This is a genomic window from Klebsiella sp. PL-2018 (assembly GCF_019048985.1).
GTDB lineage: Bacteria > Pseudomonadota > Gammaproteobacteria > Enterobacterales > Enterobacteriaceae > Klebsiella > Klebsiella michiganensis.
The window spans coordinates 4,781,019-4,803,655 of the sequence record NZ_CP077673.1 but is presented as its reverse complement, the minus strand read 5'-3'; the positions used below and the strand labels follow the sequence as shown (position 1 = coordinate 4,803,655).

19 protein-coding genes are annotated in these 22,637 nt (G+C 55.1%); 11 read left to right on the top strand and 8 right to left on the bottom strand.

Annotated elements, in window-relative coordinates:
* Window positions 1–10: 10 nt before the first annotated feature.
* From MKleb_RS22505 to MKleb_RS22495, 3 genes are read left to right on the top strand one after another with little or no spacing between them, the layout of a single operon-like run.
* Entirely contained in the window at window positions 11–2,497 is a 2,487-nt protein-coding gene (locus MKleb_RS22505) for a fimbria/pilus outer membrane usher protein (RefSeq protein ID WP_014839452.1), read from the top strand.
* On the top strand, window positions 2,488–3,483 hold the full coding sequence (locus tag MKleb_RS22500; protein WP_004124708.1) for a fimbrial protein: 996 nt from the start codon (window positions 2,488–2,490) through the stop codon (window positions 3,481–3,483). The genes MKleb_RS22505 and MKleb_RS22500 overlap by 10 nt, the downstream gene beginning before the upstream one ends.
* A gap of 14 nt (window positions 3,484–3,497) precedes the next feature.
* On the top strand, window positions 3,498–4,148 hold the full coding sequence (locus tag MKleb_RS22495) for a fimbrial protein (RefSeq protein ID WP_014226696.1): 651 nt from the start codon (window positions 3,498–3,500) through the stop codon (window positions 4,146–4,148).
* Window positions 4,149–4,205: 57 nt separating this feature from the next.
* Here MKleb_RS22495 and MKleb_RS22490 read toward each other — a convergent pair whose 3' ends face one another.
* The 6 genes from MKleb_RS22490 to MKleb_RS22465 form a co-directional block, all read right to left on the bottom strand.
* Complete coding sequence (locus tag MKleb_RS22490) at window positions 4,206–4,922, bottom strand: cyclic-di-GMP phosphodiesterase MrkJ (protein ID WP_163586413.1); 717 nt, start codon at window positions 4,920–4,922, stop codon at window positions 4,206–4,208.
* 138 nt (window positions 4,923–5,060) lie between these two features.
* A complete protein-coding gene (locus MKleb_RS22485; RefSeq protein ID WP_025107398.1) occupies window positions 5,061–5,645 on the bottom strand; it encodes a helix-turn-helix transcriptional regulator in 585 nt (194 codons plus the stop codon).
* Between the two features lie 4 nt (window positions 5,646–5,649).
* Window positions 5,650–6,351 carry a flagellar brake protein gene (locus MKleb_RS22480; protein ID WP_014226694.1) on the bottom strand — a complete coding sequence of 234 codons (702 nt, stop codon included), beginning with the start codon at window positions 6,349–6,351 and terminating at the stop codon, window positions 5,650–5,652.
* A gap of 388 nt (window positions 6,352–6,739) precedes the next feature.
* Window positions 6,740–7,612 carry an aldo/keto reductase family oxidoreductase gene (locus MKleb_RS22475; protein WP_025107399.1) on the bottom strand — a complete coding sequence of 291 codons (873 nt, stop codon included), beginning with the start codon at window positions 7,610–7,612 and terminating at the stop codon, window positions 6,740–6,742.
* 116 nt (window positions 7,613–7,728) lie between these two features.
* Complete coding sequence (locus MKleb_RS22470; RefSeq protein ID WP_014226692.1) at window positions 7,729–8,958, bottom strand: amino acid permease; 1,230 nt, start codon at window positions 8,956–8,958, stop codon at window positions 7,729–7,731.
* Between the two features lie 136 nt (window positions 8,959–9,094).
* The gene (locus MKleb_RS22465; protein WP_025107400.1) at window positions 9,095–9,556 is read right to left on the bottom strand and encodes a multidrug/biocide efflux PACE transporter; all 462 of its coding nucleotides are present in this window, start codon (window positions 9,554–9,556) and stop codon (window positions 9,095–9,097) included.
* Window positions 9,557–9,652: 96 nt separating this feature from the next.
* Between MKleb_RS22465 and MKleb_RS22460 the strand changes: the two genes are divergently transcribed.
* From MKleb_RS22460 to MKleb_RS22450, 3 genes are all read left to right on the top strand, one after another.
* Window positions 9,653–10,525, top strand: a complete 873-nt coding sequence (locus tag MKleb_RS22460; RefSeq protein ID WP_014226691.1) for a LysR family transcriptional regulator — start codon at window positions 9,653–9,655, stop codon at window positions 10,523–10,525.
* 119 nt (window positions 10,526–10,644) lie between these two features.
* Window positions 10,645–11,823: an acetyl-CoA C-acetyltransferase gene (locus MKleb_RS22455; protein ID WP_009651683.1), complete on the top strand. Its 1,179-nt coding sequence runs from the start codon at window positions 10,645–10,647 to the stop codon at window positions 11,821–11,823.
* A 242-nt stretch (window positions 11,824–12,065) separates the two neighbouring features.
* Complete coding sequence (locus MKleb_RS22450; protein ID WP_025107401.1) at window positions 12,066–12,761, top strand: porin; 696 nt, start codon at window positions 12,066–12,068, stop codon at window positions 12,759–12,761.
* A gap of 216 nt (window positions 12,762–12,977) precedes the next feature.
* Here MKleb_RS22450 and MKleb_RS22445 read toward each other — a convergent pair whose 3' ends face one another.
* Window positions 12,978–14,153, bottom strand: a complete 1,176-nt coding sequence (locus MKleb_RS22445) for an oligogalacturonate lyase family protein (protein ID WP_004853909.1) — start codon at window positions 14,151–14,153, stop codon at window positions 12,978–12,980.
* A gap of 542 nt (window positions 14,154–14,695) precedes the next feature.
* Between MKleb_RS22445 and kduD the strand changes: the two genes are divergently transcribed.
* Window positions 14,696–15,457 (top strand): 2-dehydro-3-deoxy-D-gluconate 5-dehydrogenase KduD, encoded by a 762-nt coding sequence (gene kduD / locus MKleb_RS22440; RefSeq protein ID WP_004124661.1) that lies wholly within the window; start codon window positions 14,696–14,698, stop codon window positions 15,455–15,457.
* Between the two features lie 311 nt (window positions 15,458–15,768).
* Complete coding sequence (locus MKleb_RS22435; protein WP_025107402.1) at window positions 15,769–17,187, top strand: arabinose-proton symporter AraE; 1,419 nt, start codon at window positions 15,769–15,771, stop codon at window positions 17,185–17,187.
* Here MKleb_RS22435 and MKleb_RS22430 read toward each other — a convergent pair whose 3' ends face one another.
* Window positions 17,188–18,183, bottom strand: coding sequence for a LacI family DNA-binding transcriptional regulator (locus MKleb_RS22430; RefSeq protein ID WP_025107403.1), 996 nt, complete (start codon window positions 18,181–18,183; stop codon window positions 17,188–17,190). It lies immediately after the preceding gene.
* Window positions 18,184–18,423: 240 nt separating this feature from the next.
* Here MKleb_RS22430 and MKleb_RS22425 point away from each other — a divergent pair, with 240 nt between their 5' ends.
* From MKleb_RS22425 to MKleb_RS22415, 3 genes are all read left to right on the top strand, one after another.
* Window positions 18,424–19,665 (top strand): MFS transporter, encoded by a 1,242-nt coding sequence (locus MKleb_RS22425; protein ID WP_014226685.1) that lies wholly within the window; start codon window positions 18,424–18,426, stop codon window positions 19,663–19,665.
* 18 nt (window positions 19,666–19,683) lie between these two features.
* The gene (locus MKleb_RS22420; protein WP_025107404.1) at window positions 19,684–21,117 is read left to right on the top strand and encodes a glycoside hydrolase family 32 protein; all 1,434 of its coding nucleotides are present in this window, start codon (window positions 19,684–19,686) and stop codon (window positions 21,115–21,117) included.
* Window positions 21,118–21,230: 113 nt separating this feature from the next.
* A complete protein-coding gene (locus MKleb_RS22415) occupies window positions 21,231–22,577 on the top strand; it encodes a carbohydrate porin (RefSeq protein ID WP_025107405.1) in 1,347 nt (448 codons plus the stop codon).
* Window positions 22,578–22,637 lie beyond the last annotated feature (60 nt).

The window sequence follows — 22,637 nt, the reverse complement described above, 5'->3', positions numbered from 1 at the left end:
GGAAACGATCATGAAGCAGAGGTCAATCTGCCCGGGAAGATTAAGCACGGCTATCGCGGTTGCGCTGTGCTGCTTTCCGCCATTTTCCAGCGGACAGGAAAACCCGGGAACGATCTATCAATTTAACGATGGTTTTATCGTCGGCAGTCGCGAAAAGGTCGACCTGTCGCGCTTCTCGACCAGCGCTATCAGCGAGGGCGTCTACTCCCTTGATGTCTATACCAACGGCGAATGGAAAGGGCGCTACGACCTGAAAATCACCGCCGGTAAAGACGGCAAAATGGGCGTCTGCTATACCAAAGCGATGCTGATGCAGTATGGTATTTCGCCGGAAAAATTAAATCCGCAGCTCAGCGAAAAAGAGGGCTTCTGCGGACGCCTGCAGGAGTGGCGTCACGAAGATAACGTCAAAGACACGCTGATTCAGTCCTCCCTGAGACTGGATATTGCCGTACCGCAAATCTACGAAGATCAGCGCCTGAAAAACTTTGTCAGCCCGCAGTTCTGGGATAAAGGCGTTGCGGCGCTGAATTTAGGCTGGATGGCCAACGCCTGGAACAGCCATATCTCCTCGGCCAACGGTTCCGATAACAGCAGCGCGTATCTTGGCGTTAACGCGGGCCTGTCGTGGGACGGCTGGCTGCTCAAGCATATCGGTAACCTGAACTGGCAGCAGCAGCAGGGGAAAGCGCACTGGAACAGCAACCAGACCTACCTGCAGCGGCCGATTCCGCAGATTAACTCGATAGTCAGCGGCGGGCAGATTTTTACCAACGGCGAGTTCTTTGACACCATCGGCCTGCGCGGGGTTAACCTGGCGACCGATGACAATATGTTCCCCGACGGCATGCGCTCCTACGCCCCTGAAATTCGCGGCGTGGCGCAAAGCAACGCCCTGGTGACGGTGCGCCAGGGCAGCAATATTATCTATCAGACCACGGTGCCGCCGGGGCCGTTTACCCTGCAGGATGTCTATCCTTCCGGCTACGGTAGCGACCTTGAAGTGTCGGTTAAAGAGGCCGATGGTTCGGTCGAGGTATTTAGCGTACCTTACGCCTCGGTAGCGCAGCTGCTGCGTCCGGGGATGACCCGCTACGCGCTCTCCGCCGGTAAAGTCGACGATAGTTCGCTGCGTAATAAACCGATGCTCTACCAGGGAACCTGGCAGCATGGTTTAAATAACCTGTTTACCGGCTATACCGGCGTCACCGGATTTGATGACTATCAGGCGTTCCTGCTGGGGACCGGGATGAATACCGGCATCGGCGCGCTCTCCTTCGACGTGACTCACTCGCGGCTGAAGAGCGATACCCTTGACGAGCACGGTCAAAGCTATCGCGCCACCTTTAACCGCATGTTTACCGAAACCCAGACCAGCATCGTGCTGGCGGCGTATCGCTACTCCACCAAAGGCTACTACAACCTGAACGACGCCCTCTACGCCGTCGATCAGGAGAAGAACTACAACAGCAACTACACCGTGTGGCGCCAGAAAAACGGGATGACCTTTACCGTCAACCAGAACCTGCCGGACGGCTGGGGCGGTTTTTATCTGAGCGGCCGGGTGGCGGATTACTGGAACCGTTCGGGAACGGAGAAGCAGTACCAGTTTAGTTACAACAACATGTACGGTCGGCTCTCGTGGTCGGTCAGCGCCCAGCGCGTCTATACCCCGGATAGCTCCGGCCACCGTCGCGACGATCGCGTGTCGCTCAACTTTAGCTACCCGCTGTGGTTCGGTGAAAACCGTACGGCTAACCTGACGTCGAATACCGCGTTTAATAACTCACGCTTCGCCAGTTCGCAGATTGGCGTCAACGGTTCGCTGGATAGTGAAAACAACCTCAACTACGGCGTGTCGACCACGACCTCTACCGGTGGCCAGCACGATGTGGCGCTGAACGGCAGCTACCGTACCCCGTGGACCACGCTGAACGGCAGCTATAGCCAGGGCGAAGGCTATCGCCAGAGCGGCGTAGGCGCCAGCGGGACGCTGATCGCGCATCAGCACGGCGTCGTATTCTCGCCGGAAAGCGGCACCACCATGGCGCTGATCGAAGCGAAAGACGCCGCGGGGGCGATGTTGCCCGGCTCGCCGGGTACCCGCATCGACAGCAACGGCTACGCCATTCTGCCGTATCTGCGGCCTTACCGGATAAATTCCGTTGAAATTGACCCGAAAGGCAGCAACGACGATGTCGCCTTCGGCAGTACCGTGGCGCAGGTGGTGCCGTGGGAAGGGAGCGTGGTCAAGGTCTCCTTCGATACCACGCTGCAGAACAACGTCACTCTGCAGGCGCGTCAGGCAAACGGTCTGCCGCTACCGTTCGCCGCCACGATTTACAACCCCTCCGGGAAAGAGATCGGCGTGGTGGGCCAGGGCAGCATGATGTTTATCAGCGACGCCAGCGCGCCGAAGGCCACGGTTAAGTGGAGCGGCGGACAGTGCTCGGTGGAATTAAGTCAGGAAAAAACAAAGGAAACGCTATGTCGCTAATGAAAAAACTGACGCTTTTTATTGGCTTAATGGCGATGGGGACCACGTCGGCATGGGCGTACTGTACGCGCCTGTCGCAGCCGACGGTTAGCCTCGACATGGTTGTGGGTCGGGTGGTGGTTCCGCCGGATCTGCCGGTAGGCTCGGTGATCGTGTCCCGGGACTGGACCATGTCGGCGCCGGGCGGGGCCAGCTATAGCTGCAGCAGCGGCACTAACCGCTTTGTGGCCAAAATCGTCGCCCCCGGGGCGACCGATCTGGGAAATAAAATTTATTCCACCAACGTGCCCGGGATTGGCCTGCGGTTCAGCCGCGGCGGGGCGACGGTCAATATTATCTACCCTGACACGTTCTCCAGCTACGTCAGCCGGACCACGAATTACTCGCTGGAAGGCTCCCGCTTTACGCTGGAGGTGATTAAAACCGCGAGCGTGACCGGCAGCGGAACCCTGGCGGCAGGTAAGTACACCTCTTACGACTGGGAGAACGGCAACAACCCGATCCTCGAAACCCGCCTGAGCGCCAACGCCATCACCGTGGTATCGCCCTCATGTACCATCCTGAGCGGCAAAAATATGAACGTCGATGTCGGTACCATCAAGCGCAGCGATCTCAACGGCGTCGGCACCACCGCGGGCGGGAAGGATTTTAATATTGAGCTGCAGTGCAGCGGCGGGTTAAGCGAGTCGGGATACGCCAATATCCAGACCTCTTTCTCCGGCACGCTGGCCACCGGCACCACGGTGAGCCGAGGCGCGCTGCTGAACGAAAAATCCGGCTCCTCGTTGGCGAAAGGAATTGGTATCCAGGTTCTGAAAGAGGGCGTACCGCTGGAATTCAACAAGAAATACAGCGTCGGTACGCTGCGCACGCAAGAAACCCGATACATCACCCTGCCTCTGCATGCGCGTTTCTATCAATATGCGCCGACCACCAGTACCGGTGAGGTAGAGTCGCACATGATCTTTAACCTGACGTACGATTAATTCGGGAGGCGGGTATGCGTGATTCAGCACAATATAAAAATAGCAAACGACTCATTCAGCTGGCGCTGATCGGCGGGATGCTGATGGCCTCCCCGGCGTCGGGTTTTGAGACCAACTACGATCGAGGGCGGGTGGATTTTGCCGGACGGGTGACGGATATCTCCTGTAGCGTGGCGCTGAACGGCGGCAACAACGCGGGGAGCGGCAGCGTCTGGCTGGCGCCGGTCAGCCTGGCCGAAGTACACGATCGCGGCGCCGGGGCATTTATGAAGCCGCAGCCTTTTACGCTGGAACTCTCGAACTGCCAGCTGCGTCACGACGGCGGCGCGGCGGATAAAGACGAGATCCGCCTGGTTAACGTCCGCTGGGTTGACGGCTTTACGGTCAATGCGGTGGGCAATGAAAATGCCGGCTACCTGAGGAATACGCGGGCGGACGGCGCCAGCCATATTTTCCTCGCGCTGTCGACCAATGATAATAATACCCTCGATAAAAGTAATAAAATCGTCCCGGCCGACCCCTTGCAAAACCGGGTGCCGCTGGTCGAAAAAGCGGTCGATGGCGGCGTATTTACCTATTACATCGGCTACGTGACCCCCGCGCCGGAAAAAGCAACCAGCGGCCCGTTGACCAGTTGGGCAACATGGGAGCTCGTTTATAATTGAAGGGGAGAGGGTATTGCGCGAGTATGACTTTTGATGCCGGAGTTATCCGGCATTTATTTATGCGGTAATATCTTCCTGGACCAATTGTTCAATGCTCACTTCCTTCCAGTAGTGTCCCTGAATAGCAAACCATTCCATGTCCTGCAACCAGGCCTTATGCGCTTCGCTTTCTACACCTTCAATAATCACATTATGGTGGTTGCGGGAAAGGAAAGTGACGAGGGCATCCATTAACGGACGACCGGAATCTTTTTGCATTAAAAGCCAGAAGAAGTCTTTATCGATTTTGACATAATCGAAATGATAGTCGCGAATAGCGTGAATACCGGCGTTGCCAGAGCCAAAATCATCGAGCCAGAGCGTAGTGCTTTGCGGGTTATTCCAGGTTGCGAGAGCATTATTCAAAAGATTATGGGAATTCTCGGTCACTTCAAAATGGACGCAGCCGATTTGGTCGACGAGCGCTTTAATCTCCGGGCGTTGCAATACGTTAAGTATATGGTCATCAACATTAATCGTCGCCGAGATAGCATTTTGCTTAAACCACTGTTTATGTTTTTCAATAAGCGCCAGCTGTTCCATAAAAATGCTTTCGCGTAGTCCCGTATTGGCGTAGCGAAAGAAGTTTTCCGGCGATATAGACAGGCGGTCAAAGCGGCTCAGGCACTCAACGGCGACGAGCGTACCTTTTGGGGAAAACATTTTTTGAAAGACATAACGAACGGATATATCGCTACGTGATAAATTATGCCTGGAAAAAAGAGTTGCGTTCATTATCTCTCGTCAAAAATCAGGTCAGAGGTAAAGAGAGGAGAATATTATAGGTGACCTTTCTACCGATGGGAATGATTATTAATGGCTTATCGCCAATAAATTATCGGGTTTTGATTGGTCACCCACATATTTTTGGTTTTAGCACTGATACATATTGACTATGCTTTTGTTCATTATTCGCGAGTTATTCATCCCGAGTTTCTTCATAATATGTACCTTATGGCTGTGGACCGTTTTATGATCAATGTCGAGAAGCACCGCAATCCTTTTACTGTTATTGCAGGCAATAATTAACTCCAGCACCTGAAGTTCCCTGGCGGTCAGCTTGCGGCGGGTGCATAGCCCCTGGCAGCCTTCGGCGGTTGAGGGCCTGCTGATGATAGCTGAGTAATCTGCCAGCGAGGATTTTTCGGTCAGAATCAACAGGTTTTCTAGATCAAGCAGCTCCCGGAACAGGCTGGACAGCTCGCTTTTGACGATCAGCACCAGCAGCGCGCAATGCGTCAGGCGCTTGCGCAAAGTGTTCAGTAATGCGACCGTTGTGGCCGCAGAGATATCTTTGTGGATGATATTGATAATAACGGTGGCTGCCGGGGAGGCGCCGACCCCTTTCACAATATCCTGAAATTTCAGGGTGGTGATATCCCTGGCGCGATCAATCATATAATCATGGATTGATTGCCCGATGATATTGTCATCAGTGTAAAGTAATATACTGTCCAATGGTTCAGACTCTCTTTTTTCTCTTGGCTTCCATAATCAAGTCGAGCAGTACTTTCTCTATTCGCTTCTTGTTATCAAGATGGCGAAATTTAAACTGACAGGAGATCTGGTAGTAGCTATCTGACTTCTCGTTATCATCTAAAGTCACCATAACAACATTTTTTATAACTAAATCTACGGTGATTTCGCCATATTCAGCGAGGGCGAGGATAGCGTTCTTGAGGATGGCGTTATGGCTGAGGAATTTCAGATTGGGGCTCCTGGTCATCAGCGCGCAACCGCCGTCCGAAATGTCTTTGATTTCGAATAGATAGTTTTCTCCGTTTTTGTGTCGGCCGTGACAGAAGAATTCGTGCTCGTGGCGCAGGCGGAATCGGGGATCGCGCCGGCGTTGAACCACCTGGATACATTCCGGTAAGGTAAATGCGACCTTCCTGCATTTCCCTTCGCCGCCGGCATAGCTTTTCTTTAGCGTAGAGCAAAACTCGATTTTCCCTGAATCGCTATGCAGAATAAATTTAACTTTATGCCCCGCGGGGATTTTGCTGGTGGTGGAGATATGAAACTCGGCAAAATCTACCCGCGTTAGCTGGGTAATAGTGCTTTTGTTATTAACAAAAACTTCTATCTCCGCCTGCTTTCGGAGCTCTTCCCTGAAAATAGCAATAATTTCATACTTACTCGTCTTTATCGTTCCCTCTGTCATGTGAAATCCTTGTAAATTGTTATTGTGTGTGGTCGATTTTTTATATAGCAATACAAACATTCTGATTGTGTTAACCAGATGTTTTTATGAGCATTTGATGTTGTTAGCTATCTTTGCAGCTAAATTGATTTGTATAAACTTTGAATGAGATATTGTTTTTCCTGTAATCAAGAGTTCGAAAATTTTGGCGAGACAAAAACGACAGAAGCCTCCAATTAGGAGGCCAGTCGAAAAAGTTTAAATCTATGCTTTGCATAGGGTTATCCGTAAGAGAATAAAGCGGATAACGCCTAATTTGTAGGATGTATAGTGCCAGTGGCGTTAAGGTAATTCCAGGCAAATATTGAGGAGAAGGCTTCTGCGAATATCGATCCGCAGAAGCCTGAAATCAGGAGTGGGGCTGGAGATTATCCAGAATGGCTAACGCTTCTGGTGGGAGCGTTAATTGCGCGGCGGCAAGATTCTCGTGCAGATGCTGTAGCGAGGAGGTACCCGGAATGAGCAGGATATTCGGCGAGCGCTGGAGCAGCCAGGCCAGCGCCACCTGCATCGGCGTGGCGTCAAGCGAAGCGGCGACTTCGTTAAGCTCCCGGGCCTGAAGCGGGGTAAAACCGCCGAGGGGGAAAAAGGGCACCCAGGCGATATTTTGCGCCGCCAGCTCGTCGATCAGCGGATCATCCTGACGGTTCGCCACGTTATATTGGTTCTGAACGCAGACGATTGGCGTCAGTTTTTGCGCATCGCTCACCTGTCTGGCGGTGACGTTACTCAGCCCGATATGGCGAATCAACCCGCGTTCTTTCAGTTCCAGAAGGGTGGTTAAGGGCCCCTCCAGCGAACCTTCAACCGGGCCATGCGTGCCGAGCATACTGCGCAGGTTCACCACCTCAAGCACGTCGAGGCCCAGATTGCGCAGATTGTCCTCCACCGCCGCAGTGAGCTCCGCGGGCGACATCGCGGGCAGCCAGTTGCCTTTATCGTCGCGGCGAGCGCTGACTTTGGTGACGATGCACAGATCGGCGGAATAGGGATGCAGCGCCTGGCGAATGAGCTGATTAGTCACGTGTGGACCGTAAAAATCGGAGGTATCAATATGATTGACGCCCGACTCGACCGCTTCCTGCAGTACGCGGATAGCGGTTTGCGGATCTTTTGGCGGGCCGAAGACGCCGGGCCCCGCAAGCTGCATCGCCCCGTATCCCAGACGATAAACCTGACGATCGCCTAACGTCGCAGTACCGGATAATTTTACGCTGGACATATAAACCCCTGCTTTCTAGGTGTGCAAGGGATAAGTGTATCTCCGTCAGGGAGATTGGTGGGGGGAGAATGTTGGCAGAACGTGCGGCGAGGAAAAGACTCGCCGCACGGAGAGGATTAGCTAAAAAACATCACCGACACGCAGAGCAAACCGACAACCAGGGTAATAAAGCTACCCACCGAGCGGTAGGGCTTCAGCGCCGGAATAAGATACGTCGAGAGGGTTGGCATGATGAACAGGATCATCGCGATAAGCGGGCCGCTGACGGCGTAAATCATTGAGATAGCGTTGGGATTGATAAAGCACACCACGAAGGTCAGCGTCGAAACCAGCAGGATCGACATCGCCCGGTTAAACGCGCGGCTTTTACGAATCCCCGCCTGGGCGAGGGACGTTTTGACGATTTCACTGGCCCCTTCAATCACGCCAAAATAGGTGCCAAGGAACGATTTCGACATCGCCACCACCGCCACAATAATCCCGGTGATCGCCAGCCACGCCGGCGACCCCGGCATCATCGACAGGGCGGAAAGAATCGTGACCCCTTGATGGCGGGCGGTTTCAATATAGCCCGCCGGTATCGACAGCAGGCAGCTGAAGACGAAAAACAGCACGCTGGCGCAGATGAGGGTGTAGGCCACCTTCATGATTTTTTTGCATTTACCCATGGCCTGCTCGCCGTATTTCTCCTGCTGATCGATAGCAAAAGTCGATATGATCGGCGTATGGCTAAAAGCGAAAACCATCACGGGAATCGAGATCCAGATTTGGTGGAACGTGTGCGGGGTCAGCTGCATCTGGCTGGTCAGATAAGCCGGCTGCCAGCTCCCCATTAAATAGATGGAGAGGAACAGGAAACAGGCGATCAGCGGGAAGACTAAAAAGCCCATGACTTTAATCGTGACGTGGCGGCCCATTAAAAAGATCAGATTCAGCACCAGCACCACGCCCAGGCTGAGCAGCGCCCTGACCTGAGAAGTGATGGGCACATGTCTGGAGAGCTGCTCCGCGAGCGAGTTGGTAATGGCGACGGCGTAGATCAGCACCACCACGAAAAAGGCGAGGAAATAGAGGCCGGTAATCAGGCTACCGATCTTTTTACCGTAATAGTGATTAACGGCGCCGGTGATCCCCGCGCCCGGGGCGATGTTGGCGGAGAGAATAAACTGGCTCAGCGCTTTATGCGGCCAGTAGGTTAACGGCCAGGCGACCAGCGCGGTGATGAACAGAACGATAGCGCCCGCGGATCCCAGTTGGATCGGCAAGAATAACGTGCCAGCGCCTACAGCAGTGCCATATAAGGCGAAACTCCAGAGAGTTTCTTCTTTAGACCAAATTTTAGACATTATGCGACTTTATCAACCAGAAAACGAACAAAAAGGAGTGCAATTTATCACATTTATGGATGAGCTGTGGCGATAGTTTCTGGCGCAGAAATGAAGCGGCGGAGCGCCCGTTACCGGCCGGGCGCTTTGCTAAAGATTACTCGCGGGCGGCGATCCGCTGCTGGCGAACCTTAATGACCCGCTCGCGCAGCATATCCCAGACCCAGTTAAAGGCCATGGTGTAGGGCAGGAAGAACAGCATAAAGCCGATTTCCAGCATAAACGCCTGCATCAGCGAAACGCCCAGCACCAGCGCGACCATCGTGACGCCGATAATAATAAAGCCTGATTCGAAGCCGATCGCGTGCAGCGCGCGGACCCGCAGGGTACGGACGACCCGGGTTACCGGCCACAGCCGGTCGAAGAGGGCGTTATAGATAATGTTCCAGACCATCGCCAGCGTCGCGAGCAGGATACTGAGCCCGCCCATTTCAACGACCGAACGCTGCATGAGCCATGCGGCGGTTGGGGCGAGGATCAGCGTCGCCAGACCTTCAAAGCTTATCGCGTGGATTACCCGTTCCGTCAGCGTTTTGCGCTGGGCGTTGACTTGTTGCATGGCTTGTTGCCTCCGGTCTTTATATGAAATTACCCGGCATTTTATGGATAAATATGATAAACAAAAGATAGTATCCATCGATAAAGTAGATAGTTCATGCGCTATTCTCCCGAAGCTTTAACCGCGTTTGTCGAATCCGTGGCCTGCGGTTCATTCTCTGCCGCGGCGCGGCGGCTGCGCAAAAGCCAGTCCACCATCAGCACCGCAATCGCCAACCTGGAAGCCGATCTTGGCGTGACGTTGTTCGATCGCACCTCCAGACAGCCGACGCTCACGCCGCAGGGCGAACAGGTGTTGAGCTACGTGAAGGCGATTCTGGCGGCCAGCGACAGGCTGGATGAGCTGGCCATTTCGCTGTCTGGCAACACCGAAGCGCGTCTGACCTTTGTGCTCTCCGATACGCTGCATCCCGATGTGCTGGAAGATCTGCTGGCGCAGTTCGATCGTCGTTTTCCGCACACCGAATTTGAGTGCCTGATTGGCGAAGACGACGACGTTATCGATCTGCTGCAAAAGGAGCGGGCGCAGGTGGGGCTGATTGAGGCCAGGGACAGCTATCCGACAGAAATAGGCAGTATCCGGCTGCCGATGCAAACCGAAATGGCTATCTTCGTGGCGCCCCGGCACCCGCTGGCGGCCCAGGGCAGCGTCACCCGCGACGAGCTGTTCAGCTGGCGCGAGCTGCGCCTGAGCACCTATCTGGAAAATACGGCGGAACCGGCGCGCGGTCTGGTATGGTCGGCGCCTAACTATCTGCTGCTGTTCAGCATGGCGGCGCAGGGGTTGGGATGGTGTATTTTGCCCAGCGCGCTGGTGGAGGAGTTCGCCGGGAGCGGAAGCCTGGTGGCGCTGGATATTGCCGGCTGGCCGCGGATGATCTCCACCGATTTGCTGTGGAATAAAAAGGCGCCGCCGGGAGAAGCGGGAAGCTGGCTGCGTCAGCATCTGCAGGGGCACGGGCGCGAATAGGGGCCATTTTTGCCATCGCCGACGATCTTTGTGATTCCCCTCACTTTTTTTAAACAATTGCGAAAATTTTTGATAACAATTCACTACTATGATGCTGTTTCTTTGCGCAGAGGTAGAGGATGAAAGATGTCGTAATCGTCGGCGCGTTGCGAACGCCAATCGGCTGTTTTCAGGGCGCGCTGTCGCGTCATTCGGCGGTGGAGCTGGGCAGCGTGGTGGTGAAGGCGCTTGTTGAGCGCAGCGGCGTCGATCCGCAAAGTATTGATGAGGTGATCCTCGGCCAGGTGCTGACGGCAGGAACCGGACAGAATCCGGCGCGTCAGTCGGCGATCCGCGGCGGGCTGCCTAATACCGTTTCTGCTATTACCATCAACGACGTCTGCGGTTCCGGACTGAAGGCGCTGCACCTGGCGACCCAGGCGATTCAGTGCGGCGAAGCGGACGTAGTGATCGCCGGCGGGCAGGAGAATATGAGCCGCGCCCCGCACGTGCTGACCGACAGCCGTACCGGCGCCCAGTTGGGCAATAGCCAGCTTATCGACAGCCTTGTCCACGATGGCCTGTGGGATGCGTTTAACGACTACCATATGGGCGTGACGGCGGAGAACCTGGCGCGCGAGTATGGCATCAGCCGTGAACTGCAGGATGCGTGGGCGCTTAGCTCGCAGCACAAAGCGCGGCGGGCGATTGATTCCGGACGCTTTCGCGATGAAATCGTGCCGGTGACCAGCGAACTTAACGGTATTCCGCGCCTGGTGGATACCGATGAGCAGCCGCGCGTCGACCCCAGCGCAGAAGCGCTGGCCAGCCTGCTGCCGACCTTTGACCAGCAGGGCTCGGTCACCGCCGGCAATGCCTCAAGCATTAACGATGGCGCGGCGGCGGTGATGATGATGAGCGAAGCTAAAGCCGAGGAGCTGGGGCTGCCGATTCTGGCGCGGATCCGCGCTTTTGCCAGCGTGGGGGTCGATCCGGCGCTGATGGGGATCGCGCCGGTCCATGCCACCCGTCGCTGCCTTGAACGCGCGGGCTGGAAGCTGGATGAAGTCGATCTTATCGAAGCCAACGAAGCCTTTGCCGCTCAGGCCATTTCGGTGGGCAGGGTACTGGAATGGGACGAGCGGCGGGTGAACGTGAACGGTGGCGCCATTGCGCTGGGCCACCCGATTGGCGCTTCCGGCTGCCGCATTCTGGTTTCCCTGGTGCACGAGATGATTAAACGCGATGCCCGCAAAGGGCTGGCCACGCTATGCATCGGCGGCGGCCAGGGCGTGGCGCTGGCAGTTGAACGCGAATAAGCCCCTTCTGATATATGCGTTAACTGAGCCTCCCTGTGGAGGCTTTTTTTTGCTTCCCGCCAGCCGTTACCCTGCCAAAAATTCCTTTCTGACGCGCTATTTTGTTGAGCGTTGTCACGTCTTTCTGTGCCACCTTTTTTGAAACAAATATTTACGATCGCGATCACTAAAACATTATCGCCTAAAAAATAAAATACGGTTTTATAAAAACGAAACGATATTTTAATTATGAGGGGTAATTTATGTTCGCAAGATCTCTGGCCCTTGCTGCACTCTGTGGCATGTCTTTCGCGGCTTCAGCCGTCACGGTAGATTTACGTCACGAATTCATTGACGGCGGCAAATCGGATAAGAGCAACGCCGACCGCGTCTCCGTCTCCCATCGTTTCGCTAACGGCTTTGGCTTCTCCGTTGAGGCGAAGTGGAAGTCGGGCGGCGATAACACCAGCCAGCCTTATTCAGATTTCGTCGGTAATGGTCATGAAGAGAGCATTACCTGGCAGTGGAAGGCGAATAAAAACTTCTCGGTCACGCCGGGGTTCAATATTGAAAGTAACGATAGCCGCTCGATCTACAAGCCAAACCTGCGCGTGCAGTACAGCTTCGATAATGGCTTCTACGTCGCCGCCCGCTATCGTTACGACTATACCCGCTACCCGGCGAATGCAGGGAAAGATGATGACAAAGTTAACCGCGGCGATGCCTGGGCCGGTTTTGCTTTAGGCGACTGGCGTACCGAGCTGAACTACGTTTATGCGCGCAGTACCGAAGGGGTTAAGCGCAACGACAACAAACCGTACTCGCAGGAGTACAATCTCAAGGTTGCCTACAAGCTGGATAAAAACTGGGCGCCGTACGGCGAGCTCGGCAACGTTGGCGTCAACGATCGCAGCGACCGCCAGACCCGTTTCCGCGTAGGTGTTGCCTACTCGTTCTAACTTAAAAAATGTCCTCATCGTTTACCCCGGAGCGGTCAGCCGGGGTTTTCCGTTGGTATGAATCCCTCTTCCCGGAGCGGCGCAATGCGCCCCATCGGCACGGAATGTAGCCCGGATAAGCGCAGCGCGATCCGGGGAAAACGCCGGGCATAAAAAAGCCCTCCGAAAGGAGGGCAAGGCCAGTTACAGAAACACTAACTCAAACAGTGGCTAACGCTATGCCTTCAGCATCTCAGGCTGGGGCGGCAGCTTCGCGATATACACGGCAGGTTTGCCGTCTTTATCGGAGCTGAACAAAATGGCGCTATCGTCCGGCGTAAAGGACGGGTGCGGGTGGGTAACCTGGCGACTATTGGCCACGGTTGCCCAGGAGGTATCGTGACGCGCAACGCGGAAATAGGCCTGCTTCGCGACATCGAAAGCGTACAGATACGGGTCGTTATCAATGGTGTAGCCGCTGGTGTCTTTGACGTCCACCGGTGTACCGGAACCATCGCCAACCAGCATCGTGCCGTCAAAGTTACTCATCAGATGCGAACAGGCCGGCATCTGCATCACCGCTTCATTAACGCCGGTATCCGGGTTGAAGCTGTAGATCGTCCGGCCCTGCTGGCCCTTCAGATAAGAGACGTACACCAGCGCGGAGCCGTTCGGTACCCAGAATTCGTGGGTGCAGCTTTCGCCTTCCGCATGCGCTTTGACTTTACGCACGTTGCTACCGTCTTCATTTACCATCCACATCCGCGCATCGACCAGGTCATGCGGCCCTTCATGGCAGAAGGCGACGGTATGGTCATCGAACGGACGATAAATCGGATGGCCCAGCCATTTCTTCTCTTCGTGGATCACGCTGCTTTCGCCGGTTTGCAGGTCGACGCGCAGCAGGCGGCAGTGGGGGCCTTTGTGGAAGAAATCATGGAAAATCTGCCAGTCGTTGAGCGGCGTCCAGTCGCTTTTGGCAATCTCGATGCCAACCAGTTTGGTGCAATCGCTGTTGGCCACCCAGGTACCGTAGCCCACCCAGTCATCGGCGACGCGATACACTTCACGCTCTTGCAGCGTGGTGAGGTTAACCTCCAGCAGCGTACGGTCGTTCTTCACGTAATAAAGGGATTTATCATCCGGAGAAAGGAAACCACCAAACGTGTTATCACCGGCGCCTTCCGTTAGCTGCACCGCCTCGGCCTTTGCGAGGTCCAGCAGATAGTAGTTCCAGTTGCCGTCGAATTCGCCGGCAAACAGCAGGTGGCTGCCATCGTTAAAAAAACACTTCTGATAGAAATAGTTACGATGACAGGTTACTTCCGGTGGGGTTAAGCGGGTGATCTCCGCGCCGGTGTCCGGATCGCGGCTGACGTCATAATTCAGTTTAACCCGCATGCCTTTAGCCATGATGTACTCCTTTTTCTTCCTGAGATGTTGCCCGCCTGCGTTGACCGGCCAGTGGAAGTAGATTTAAAAGATGGGTGTTAATTTATCAAAACATCGTTTCATTATTTGTGATGGCGGACGCAATTCGCAACAACTTCTTGCTATAGATCGCCTTTTTTTGCTGACAGTACGGCCGGCATCCCCGCTCTCTTTGTTTTCCTGCCGTTTTTTTTCGATCCGCCGTCTTTTTTTAAAGTTTGAATAACTCATTGTATTTTATTGAATTAAATAGGAGTTTCACGGTTTATCAATCACCGCTTCGTGATCTGTTTTGCATTTTTAACATTTAACAGTCTTAAAATTGAAACGATGTTTTAATAATAATTGAAAATGACTTTAGCCGGGGCTAAGATGTGCTCACTGTAAAACGGAACTCTGTTTTATTTTTAGAAGGGGCAATCCCTGCGAGTTCTTCAAACCATAAGGGTCTGCACAAGCCGCAGGCTGGACTATCAGAACCTTGCCTGTACCTACACAGGCTCTGAAAGATTAAGGAACCAAGTATGATTCTCGACGCATTCTCCCTGCAGGGCAAAGTAGCCGTGGTGAGCGGTTGTGATACGGGTCTGGGCCAGGGCATGGCGGTGGGCCTGGCGGAAGCCGGTTGCGATATCGTGGGTATCAATATTGTTGAACCGACGGAAACCATTGAGCGCGTCACGGCGCTGGGCCGTCGTTTTCTCAGCCTGACCGCCGATCTGCGCCAGATTGACGGTATCCCGCAGCTGCTGGAGCGCGCGGTGGCGGAGTTCGGCCATATCGACATCCTGGTTAACAACGCCGGCCTGATCCGTCGCGAAGACGCGATCGAATTCAGCGAGAAAAACTGGGACGACGTGATGAACCTGAACATTAAGAGCGTGTTCTTTATGTCTCAGGCGGCGGCGAAGCACTTTATTGCCCAGGGGACCGGCGGCAAGATTATCAATATTGCCTCGATGCTCTCTTTCCAGGGCGGGATCCGCGTACCTTCCTACACGGCGTCAAAAAGCGCGGTGATGGGCGTGACTCGTCTGCTGGCGAACGAGTGGGCGAAGCACGGCATCAACGTCAACGCGCTGGCGCCGGGCTATATGGCGACCAACAATACCCAGCAGCTGCGCGCCGACGAACAGCGCAGCAGCGAGATCCTCGACCGTATCCCGGCGGGACGCTGGGGTCTGCCGAGCGACCTGATGGGGCCGGTGGTCTTCCTGGCCTCCAGCGCTTCTGACTACATCAATGGCTACACCGTCGCGGTGGATGGCGGCTGGCTGGCGCGCTAATATTTGCCGCGTTATCAGCGCAAAATGGAACCCTGCTTCGGCAGGGTTTTTTTATGTCTGAATAACAATTGTCCATATGATGAAACTGAAATAGTCCATATGGTTTATTTGTTTTTGAGGTAAGTATCTATATGTAACAGGGGTTGTTGAAGATGAAATGTTTATTTTATGCTCTTCTGAAAGTTGAATGTCCATCACAAAACCATTGCCTGTAGCAACTTAATCCATATCTTTGGCGTGTCCTGCCTGACACCTTACGCCGCCGATCCCGTAGTTTCATCGTATGTCTTACTTCGTCTGGCAGGAAAAAAATGACCACTCTCAGTCACGACTCTACAACCATGCCGCGTACGCAGCGCGATACCCGGCGCATGAATCAGTTTGTCTCCATTGCCGCCGCGGTGGCAGGGTTGCTGTTTGGCCTCGATATCGGGGTGATTGCCGGGGCGCTGCCCTTTATTACCGACCATTTTGTTTTATCCAGCCGCCTGCAGGAGTGGGTGGTGAGCAGCATGATGCTGGGAGCCGCCATCGGCGCGTTATTTAACGGCTGGCTCTCTTTCCGCCTCGGGCGCAAATACAGCCTGATGGTGGGGGCGGTGCTGTTCGTTGCTGGCTCCGTGGGCTCCGCGTTTGCGACCAGCGTCGAAATGCTGCTGGTGGCAAGGATCGTTCTCGGGGTCGCCGTGGGGATCGCCTCTTATACCGCGCCGCTGTACCTGTCGGAAATGGCGAGCGAAAACGTGCGCGGCAAGATGATCAGCATGTATCAGCTGATGGTGACGCTGGGTATCGTGATGGCGTTTCTCTCCGACACCGCGTTCAGCTATAGCGGCAACTGGCGGGCGATGCTTGGCGTACTGGCGCTGCCGGCGGTGGTGCTGATTATTCTGGTGATCTTCCTGCCGAACAGCCCGCGCTGGCTGGCGGAAAAAGGGCGTCACGTGGAAGCGGAAGAGGTGCTGCGGATGCTGCGCGACACGTCAGAAAAAGCCCGTGACGAGCTCAACGAGATCCGCGAAAGCCTGAAGCTGAAGCAGGGCGGCTGGGCGCTGTTTAAGGTCAACCGCAACGTGCGGCGGGCGGTATTCCTCGGCATGCTGTTGCAGGCGATGCAGCAGTTTACCGGTATGAATATCATCATGTACTACGCGCCGCGCATCTTTAAAATGGCGGGCTTCACCACCACCGAACAGCAGATGGTCGCGACCCTGGTGGTTGGCCTGACCTTTATGTTCGCTACCTTTATCGCCGTCTTTACCGTCGATAAGGCCGGACGTAAGCCGGCGCTGAAAATCGGTTTTAGCGTGATGGCCATCGGCACGCTGGTGCTGGGCTACTGTCTGATGCAGTTTGATAACGGCACCGCCTCCAGCGGTCTCTCCTGGCTGTCGGTGGGGATGACCATGATGTGTATTGCCGGCTATGCGATGAGCGCCGCGCCGGTGGTGTGGATCCTGTGTTCGGAAATTCAGCCGCTGAAGTGCCGCGATTTCGGCATCACCTGCTCAACCACCACCAACTGGGTGTCGAACATGATTATCGGCGCGAGCTTCCTGACGCTGCTGGACGCGATCGGCGCGGCAGGAACCTTCTGGCTTTACACCGCGCTGAACGTCGCCTTTATCGGCGTGACGTTCTGGCTGATCCCGGAAACCAAAAACGTCACCCTGGAGCATATTGAACGCAGGCTGATGTCCGGCGAGAAGCTGCGCAATATCGGCAATTAATTACAACGACTCGCGCGGCAGCCACGGGCTGGTTACTTTCACCGTCTCCCGATGGCTGTCGCCGTTAATAATGTGCTGGGCGCTCAGGCGCCCGATATCATAGTGCGGTAGCTGCACCGTTGAGAGCGACGGGAAAAACAGATCGCCAATCCCCACCATATTGTCATAACCCACCACCGCCACATCCTGCGGAATACGGAGCCCGCGCGCCAGCAGCGTCTGATAGACCATAAACGCGATGCGGTCGTTGCCGCAAATCACCGAGTCGAACTGCGGCTTGCGTTGTTGAATATGGGCCAGCACGACAGCGGGAATATCGCGATAGTGCTCATCGCCGTAGGCCATATAGCAGTGAGCGAGCGTATCCGGGTCAACACCCGCTTCCCGGCAGGCGCGTTCCAGCCCCTGACGGCGGCGGACGGTCGCCAGATGATTCGCCGGCAGATGCAGGCACAGCGGCCGGCGATAACCGGCGGCCAGCAGAGCCTGCACCGCCGTATACTGACCCTGTTCGTCGTCCGGGATATAGCTGGCCACCGGGTCGTGCAGGCTTTCGCAGTTGGCCAGCACGCAGGGGAGGGTTAACAGCTTGGCCGGTAGCGGTACCTGACGCAGACCCATCGTGGTGTAGATAATGCCGTCCGGACGATGGGAGAGCAGCAGGTCGACGATAGCGTCCGGGCTATCGTCAGAGAACATGTTGACCACGAAGCTGTTCCAGCCGTGCGCTCGCGCGGTCTCTTCGATGGAGAGCGTAATCTCCACCGAAAACGGCGTGGTGACGGTATCCAGCGCCAGTACACCGATGGTGTTTGGCGTCGCGTGAGCGCCGCGGATTTTCTTCGCCGACAGGTCGGGGACGTAGTTGGTCTCTTCGATAGCCGCCTGGACCCGAGCCAGGGTCTCCGGCTTGAGCCTTTCCGGGCTATTAAGCGCCCGGGAGACCGTCATTAGCGAGACATTCGCCAGCTTTGCTACATCCTTCAGAGATGCCATATTAAGTGCTCCACCCTTGCCGCCAGCAGCGGGGTCAACTAAGTTACTGATGTAAAAGGATCATACAATATTCTATCGTACACGTAGCGCGAGCGAAGAAGATGAATATTTGATCGAGATCTCATCTCCTTTATGTTAACGTTAACTTTTGTGATTAACATCATGAATCGCAACAAAACGAAGTGAGTTTCGCTTTTTGTTAACGTTACCATAATAGCATTACTCCAACATGAGAATGTCATGATGAAAGCGCATCACTCTCACAGCTATCCGTTACTCAGTGCGTTACTCTTTTTCTTTTTCGTGACCTGGTCCTCTTCAGGTTCGCTGCTCTCTATCTGGCTACATCAGGAAGTGGGACTTAAGCCGGGGGATACGGGAATTATCTTCTCAGTGCTTTCCGTCTCCGCGCTTTTCGCCCAGGTGTGCTACGGCTTTATTCAGGACAAACTCGGCCTGCGTAAAAATTTGCTCTGGTACATCACCGTACTGCTGATCCTCTCCGGCCCGGCCTATATGGCGTTTGGCTACCTCCTCAAAATTAACGTCTTACTCGGCAGCATCTTCGGCGGGATTTATATCGGACTGACCTTTAACGGCGGTATCGGCGTGCTGGAATCCTACACCGAGCGCGTCGCGCGCCAGAGCCAGTTTGAATTCGGCAAGGCGCGGATGTGGGGCTCGCTGGGCTGGGCGGTGGCGACCTTCTTCGCCGGTTTGTTGTTCAACATTAACCCGCACTTAAACTTCGCGGTGGCCAGCTGCTCCGGACTGGTCTTTTTTTTCCTACTGGCGCGACTGCGGGTCTCTTCCGCGCCGCATGCCATGCAGGAGGCGGTATCCGGCGGTAAAGTCACGCTGGAAGACGCCCTGCGTCTGCTGACCCTGCCGCGCTTTTGGGCGCTGGTCTTCTTCGTCATCGGCACCTGCATCTACGGCGTTTATGACCAGCAGTTCCCGGTCTACTTCTCTTCCCAGTTCCCGACCCTGCAGGAAGGCAACGCGATGTACGGCTACCTGAACTCGTTCCAGGTGTTCCTGGAAGCCGCCGGTATGTTCTGCGCACCGTGGCTGGTTAACCGCGTCGGCGCGAAAAACGGCCTGATCTTCGCCGGAATGGTGATGGCCATGCGTATGGTGGCTTCTGGGCTGGTGGAGGGGCCGCTGCTGATCTCCATCACCAAGCTGCTCCACGCCGTCGAGCTGCCGGTACTGCTGGTATCTATCTTTAAATACAACAGCTTAAACTTCGACAAGCGTCTTTCATCCACGCTGTATCTGGTCGGCTTTGCCTGCACCAGCTCGGTTATCGCGACGGTTCTGTCGCCGCTCGCTGGCTATAGCTATGAGAAATACGGCTTCGCCCAGTCCTATCTGATTATGGGACTGCTGGTGTTCTGCACCACCTTTATCTCCATCTTCTTGTTGCGCTCCAGTAAGTCCTCTTCGGACCCGCTAATGCCGCAAACTTCCGCTATCTGAATCAAAAGAGTAATGAATATGACGTATTCAATTTCCCGGGCTGAGCAAGAACTGCAGGCTAAACATGAACAGCTGAACCTGCGCTGGTATCCGCGCTATCACCTGGCCGCCCGTGCGGGCTGGATCAACGATCCCAATGGCCTGGTCTGGTTTGACGGCTGGTACCACGCGTTTTACCAGCACCATCCGTACTCCACCAAATGGGGGCCGATGCACTGGGGCCACGCGCGCAGTAAAGATCTGGTGCACTGGGAGCATCTGCCGGTGGCGCTGGCCCCGGAAGGCCCGGAGGATAAAGACGGCTGCTTCTCCGGCTCCGCGGTGGTGGATGGCGATACGCTGGCATTGATTTATACCGGGCATAAATTTCATGGCGATCCCAGCGATGAAGCCAACCTTTATCAGGTGCAATGTCTGGCTACCAGCCGCGACGGCATTCACTTCGAGCGCCAGGGGATCGTGGTCGACACTCCGCCGGGCATGCACCATTTCCGCGACCCGAAAGTGTGGCGAGAAGGGGACAGCTGGTACATGATCGTCGGCGCTCGCGATGGCGACACCGGCCAGGTGCGGCTGTATCGTTCAGCCGATCTGCGCCAGTGGCAGGATGCTGGCGTCCTCGATGAGGCGGAAAAAGAGATGGGCTACATGTGGGAATGCCCGGACTTCTTCGCCCTCAACGGCAAGCATATTCTGATGTTCTCTCCGCAGGGGCTGGCGGCTAAAGGCTATCAAAACCGCAACCTGTTCCAGAGCGGCTATCTGCTCGGTGAATGGCGGCCGGGGCAGGCGTTTGTGCGTGAGGGCGAGTTTGTGGAAATGGATCACGGCCACGACTTTTATGCCCCGCAAAGCTTCCTCACTCCCGACGGCCGCCGCATTGTCATCGGCTGGCTGGATATGTGGGAGTCGCCGCTGCCGGAGCAGCAGGACGGCTGGGCAGGCATGCTGTCGCTGCCGCGTGAACTGAGCCTGAGCGCGGATAATCGACTGCAGATGCGTCCGGCGAAAGAGGTCGAGAGCATGCGCGGCGCCAGCTTCCCGTGGCCGGTGACGACCCTGAAAAACCAGCAGACCACGATGGTGGAGAACTGCGAAGCGATGGAGGTGATCCTGCACTGGGATGGCCTGAACAGCAGCGCCGAGCAGTATGGCCTGAGCTTCGGCGAAGGTTTGCGCGTTTACGTGGATGCGCAGATGCAGCGCCTGGTGCTCGAGCGGCACTATCCGCAGCATGGCCTGTGCGGCACCCGCAGCGTCCCGTTGAATGAAGGCGCCGATCTGAAGCTAAGGATATTCTTCGATAGCTCTTCCGTCGAAGTGTTTGTTAATGATGGCGAGGCCTGTCTTAGCAGTCGTATATATCCGGATGCCGATCGTCGCGAATTGGCTTTATTTGCCTGGAGCGGTTCGGCTTATTTAACCGAAGCCGGCGCCTGGCAGCTGGAATAAGTTTTACTGAATAGTTGTTAATAACCCGTCTTCGACGGTGGACGGGTTATTATTGTCGAGCTTTACCCATAAATAAAAAATACTATTTAACTAAATAATAAAGGGTTATTCCGATGAATAAAATCTGGGTCGGGTGTGTTCTGACGTCTTTATTTACCCCTCTGGCTAATGCACAGGCGCCGCTATCCCTTGAGGAGCGGCTGGCGCAAATGGAACAACGGCTAAAGGCGACAGAGCAGCGGGCGGCCAGCGCGGAGGCGGAAATCCGCGAGCTAAAAAAACAGGAGGCACAAGCGACGACGGTGGCCAGCGCCGCACCGGCTAAACCCGCTTTACAACTTAATGATTATGGTGAATTAAAATTCTATGGCGACGTTGAGTTTAATATGGACGGCGCCAGCCGCACCGGTAGCCTGACGTCGGTGAAAACCAGCGCCAATAAAAACTGGGCGCCGGGAGATAAAGAACGCTGGGATATTAACGGCCGTATTCTTCTGGGCTTTGATGGATTACGCAAAGGGGCTAACGGTAAATATGCCGGATTCAGCGTGCAGCCGCTGGCGGATATGAACGGTAAAATGAATCTTGATGATGCAGCCTTTTTCTTCGGTCAGCAGGACGACTGGAAAATTAAAATCGGTCGCTTCGAAGCCTACGATATGTTCCCGCTTAATCAGGATACGTTTGTTGAATATTCCGGCAACACGGCGAACGATCTGTATAGCGACGGCTACGGCTATATTTATATGATGAAAGAGGGGCGCGGACGCAGCAGCAGCGGCGGCAACTTCCTGCTGAGTAAAAATCTCGATAACTGGTATTTTGAGGTGAATACGCTGGTGGAGGACGGCAGCTCGCTGTTCGTGGACCAGAATTATCACGGCAACGCGCTGGATAACCGTAAAAATGTGGTTTACGTGCGTCCGGTCGCGGCCTGGCAATCCGGCGCCTGGTCGGTGGCGGCGGCGATGGAGAGTAACCTCGTTAATAATGCTTACGGTTATGAGAATCAGAATGGACGTTGGGTCGATCAGTCCAGCCGCACCGGCTACGGCATGACGATGAGCTGGAACACGCTGAAAACCGATGCCGAGGACGGGGCGGTGGTGAACTTAAGCACCGCGTATCTGGACGCGGCGGACGAAAAGGATTTCAGCGCCGGTATCAATGCGTTATGGCATCGCGTGGAGCTGGGCTATATCTATGCGCATAACAAAATCGACCAGTTTAATATGTCCGGCGTCAACGCGGAGTGCGATAGCGACTGCGCGATTCTGGCGCCGGGGCGCTACGACATTCACACCATTCATACCTCATGGCATCTGCCGAATATTATGGATATGCCGAACTTTAATATTTATCTCGGAGCCTATGCGTCATGGCTTGATTCATCGGCAGCGAAAAGCGGCAATACCGATGAACGCTACGGCGCGCGGGTGCGGTTTAAATATTTCTTCTGACGGTCTTCCCGGGTCGCGGCGTAAACGCCTTACCCGGGCTACTGGATCGCAGACGGCTGT

Coding starts and splice junctions, on each gene's coding strand:
- MKleb_RS22435 (WP_025107402.1), top strand. CDS start 15,769: ATGACCACTCTCAGTCACGACTCTACAACCATGCCGCGTACGCAGCGC.
- MKleb_RS22425 (WP_014226685.1), top strand. CDS start 18,424: ATGATGAAAGCGCATCACTCTCACAGCTATCCGTTACTCAGTGCGTTA.
- MKleb_RS22420 (WP_025107404.1), top strand. CDS start 19,684: ATGACGTATTCAATTTCCCGGGCTGAGCAAGAACTGCAGGCTAAACAT.
- MKleb_RS22465 (WP_025107400.1), bottom strand. CDS start 9,556: ATGCAACAAGTCAACGCCCAGCGCAAAACGCTGACGGAACGGGTAATC.
- MKleb_RS22495 (WP_014226696.1), top strand. CDS start 3,498: ATGCGTGATTCAGCACAATATAAAAATAGCAAACGACTCATTCAGCTG.
- MKleb_RS22430 (WP_025107403.1), bottom strand. CDS start 18,183: ATGGCATCTCTGAAGGATGTAGCAAAGCTGGCGAATGTCTCGCTAATG.
- MKleb_RS22450 (WP_025107401.1), top strand. CDS start 12,066: ATGTTCGCAAGATCTCTGGCCCTTGCTGCACTCTGTGGCATGTCTTTC.
- MKleb_RS22475 (WP_025107399.1), bottom strand. CDS start 7,612: ATGTCCAGCGTAAAATTATCCGGTACTGCGACGTTAGGCGATCGTCAG.
- MKleb_RS22445 (WP_004853909.1), bottom strand. CDS start 14,153: ATGGCTAAAGGCATGCGGGTTAAACTGAATTATGACGTCAGCCGCGAT.
- MKleb_RS22460 (WP_014226691.1), top strand. CDS start 9,653: ATGCGCTATTCTCCCGAAGCTTTAACCGCGTTTGTCGAATCCGTGGCC.
- MKleb_RS22470 (WP_014226692.1), bottom strand. CDS start 8,958: ATGTCTAAAATTTGGTCTAAAGAAGAAACTCTCTGGAGTTTCGCCTTA.
- MKleb_RS22480 (WP_014226694.1), bottom strand. CDS start 6,351: ATGACAGAGGGAACGATAAAGACGAGTAAGTATGAAATTATTGCTATT.
- MKleb_RS22455 (WP_009651683.1), top strand. CDS start 10,645: ATGAAAGATGTCGTAATCGTCGGCGCGTTGCGAACGCCAATCGGCTGT.
- kduD (WP_004124661.1), top strand. CDS start 14,696: ATGATTCTCGACGCATTCTCCCTGCAGGGCAAAGTAGCCGTGGTGAGC.
- MKleb_RS22505 (WP_014839452.1), top strand. CDS start 11: ATGAAGCAGAGGTCAATCTGCCCGGGAAGATTAAGCACGGCTATCGCG.
- MKleb_RS22500 (WP_004124708.1), top strand. CDS start 2,488: ATGTCGCTAATGAAAAAACTGACGCTTTTTATTGGCTTAATGGCGATG.
- MKleb_RS22490 (WP_163586413.1), bottom strand. CDS start 4,922: ATGAACGCAACTCTTTTTTCCAGGCATAATTTATCACGTAGCGATATA.
- MKleb_RS22415 (WP_025107405.1), top strand. CDS start 21,231: ATGAATAAAATCTGGGTCGGGTGTGTTCTGACGTCTTTATTTACCCCT.